The organism is Azospirillum sp. TSO22-1, assembly GCF_003116015.1.
Lineage (GTDB): Bacteria > Pseudomonadota > Alphaproteobacteria > Azospirillales > Azospirillaceae > Azospirillum.
Window position 1 is genome coordinate 1 of record NZ_LGQZ01000246.1, and the last position, 2,702, is coordinate 2,702.

The 2,702-nt window shown below is 70.5% G+C and carries 2 protein-coding genes; both read right to left on the reverse strand.

Annotated features, from left to right (window positions below; all coding sequences use genetic code 11):
• On the reverse strand, window positions 1–1,373 hold a 1,373-nt coding region (locus TSO221_RS34700), incomplete at its 3' end, for a phosphomannomutase/phosphoglucomutase (protein WP_109122981.1).
• A complete protein-coding gene (locus tag TSO221_RS34705) occupies window positions 1,370–2,701 on the reverse strand; it encodes a UDP-glucose/GDP-mannose dehydrogenase family protein (RefSeq protein ID WP_109122982.1) in 1,332 nt (443 codons plus the stop codon). The genes TSO221_RS34705 and TSO221_RS34700, both read right to left, overlap by 4 nt.
• Window position 2,702: the final 1 nt, after the last annotated feature.

Below are 2,702 nucleotides of genomic sequence, written 5' to 3' on the forward strand. Positions count from 1 at the left end.
GGCTCCTTGAGGCCGGAGAGCTTGAGCTGCTCGACCAGCGCCGCCTTCAGCCGCTCCAGCCCGTCCTCGCTGAACGCCTCGGCCCGCGCCACCAGCACGTCCTGCGTGTTCGACGCCCGCAGCAGCCACCAGCCGTCCGCCGTCGTCACCCGCACCCCGTCGATGGCGTTCACCGTCGCCCCCGCCGCCTCGAGCCGCCCCTTCACCTCCTCGACCACCGCGAACTTGCGCTCCTCGCTGGTCTGGAAGCGCGTCTCCGGCGTGTTCAGCACCGGCGGCAGCCGGTCGCGCAGCTCGGCCAGCGACACCCCCAGCTTCGACACCAAGCCGGCCAGACGCACCGCGCAGTACAACGCGTCGTCGAACCCGTACCACTTGTCGGCGAAGAAGATGTGCCCCGACATCTCGCCGGCCAGCGGCGAGCCGGTCTCCGCCATCTTCGCCTTCAGCAGCGAGTGCCCGGTCTTCCACATCAGCGGCTGGCCGCCGTGCTTCGCGATCTCGTCGAACAGCGTCTGGCTCGCCTTCACGTCGGCGATGATCGTCGCGCCGGGGTGGCTCTTCAGCACGTCGGCGGCGTAGATCGCCACCAGCTGGTCGCCCCACACCACGCGGCCCTGGTGGTCGATGGCGCCGATGCGGTCGCCGTCGCCGTCGAAGCCGATGCCCAGGTCGCAACCGTGCTCCGCCACCGCCCGCTTCAGATCGACGAGGTTCTTCTCCACCGTCGGGTCGGGGTGGTGGTTCGGGAAGGTCCCGTCGATGGCGTCGAACAGCAGCACGTGCTTGCCCGGCAGCTTGGCGGTCAGGCGGCGCAGGATCTCGCCCGACGCGCCGTTGCCGGCGTCCCAGGCGATCTTCAGGTCGCGCGTGCCGTCGTAGTCCTGCAGCATGCGGGCGACGTACGCGTCCTGCACGTCCACCTGCTCGGACGAGCCGTCGCCCACGGCGTAGTCGCCCGCCGCGGCGAGCCGGCCGAGGTTCTGGATCATGTCGCCGTACACCGGGCCCTTGCCCAGCATCATCTTGATGCCGTTGTAGTCCGGCGGGTTGTGCGAGCCGGTGATCATGATGCCGGCGTCCGCCTGGCGGTCGCGGGTGGCGAAGTACAGCATCGGCGTCGGCCCCAGCCCGATGCGCAGCACGTGCAGCCCGGTCGAGGCCAGCCCCTCGACCATCGCCGCTTCCAAGGCCGGCGAGCTGAGCCGGCCGTCGTAGCCGACGCAGGCGGTCTTCCCGCCGCCGCGCACCACCACGGTGCCGAAGGCGCGGCCCACCGCGCGCGCGTCGGCCTCGCTCAGCGTCTGGCCGACGATGCCGCGGATGTCGTACTCGCGCAGCACCGTGGGGTGGAACTGGTGGGTCTGGCTCACGGGGCGACGTCCTCGTTTGCTTGGGCCGGGCGGCCGATGGAGGTGTAGGTGAAGCCGGCGGCCGCCATGTCCGCCGGGCTGTAGACGTTGCGCAGGTCGATCATCACCGGCCGCTTCAGCAGCGCCTTGACCCGCTTGAGGTCGAGCGCGCGGAACTCGTTCCATTCGGTGAGGATCGCCACGCAATCCGCACCGTCGAGCGCCTGGTAGGAATCCTCGCACCAGGTGACGCCGGGCAGCAGCTTCGCCGCCTCGTGCATGCCGGCCGGGTCGAAGGCGCGCACGCTGGCGCCGGCCGTCTGCAGGGCGGGGATGATGTCGAGCGACGGCGCGTCGCGCATGTCGTCGGTGTTCGGCTTGAACGACACGCCGAGGATGGCGACCGTCCGGCCCGCCAGCGAGCCGCCGCAGGCGTCGATGACGCGTTGCGCCATGGCCTTCTTGCGCTTGTCGTTGACGTCGACCACCGTCTCGACGATGCGGACCGGGCTGTCGTGGTCCTGGCCGGTGCGCACCAGGGCGAGCGTGTCCTTGGGGAAGCAGGAGCCGCCGTAGCCCGGGCCGGCGTGCAGGAACTTCCGCCCGATGCGGCCGTCCAGGCCCATGCCCTTGGCGACGTCGTGGACGTTGGCGCCGACCTTCTCGCACAGGTCGGCGATCTCGTTGATGAAGGTGATCTTGACCGCCAGGAAGGCGTTGGCGGCGTACTTGATGAGCTCGGCGGTCTCCAGCGCGGTCATGACGATCGGCGTCTCGATGAGGAAGAGCGGCCGGTAGAGCTGGCGCATCACCTCGCGGGCGCGGTCGGAGCCGGCGCCGATGACGACGCGGTCGGGGCGCATGAAGTCGCCGATGGCCGAGCCCTCGCGCAGGAACTCGGGGTTGGAGGCGACGTCGAAGGCGGCGTCGGGGCGGGCGGCGCGGATGATGCGCTCGACCTCGCGGCCGGTGCCGACCGGCACGGTCGATTTGGTCACCACCACGGTGTAGTGGTCGAGGTGGCGGGCGATCTCTTCCGCCGCGCCGTAGACGTAGGAGAGGTCGGCGTGGCCGTCGCCGCGGCGCGACGGGGTGCCGACGGCGATGAAGACGGCGTCCACCCCCGCCATGGCCTCGGCCAGTTCGGTGGTGAAGGACAGCCGCCCGGCGGCGACGTTGCGGGCGACGAGGTCGTCCAGGCCCGGCTCGTAGATCGGGATCTCGCCGCGCTTCAGCCGCTCGATCTTGCCGGCGTCCTTATCGACGCAGCACACCTCCACGCCGAACTCCGAAAAACAGGCGCCCGACACCAAGCCAACGTACCCGGTACCGATCATCGCGATGCGCATG

What these genes read in the sequence shown, in the direction of transcription:
- TSO221_RS34705 (WP_109122982.1), bottom strand. Translation starts at nt 2,701, where the DNA reads ATGCGCATCGCGATGATCGGTACCGGGTACGTTGGCTTGGTGTCGGGC.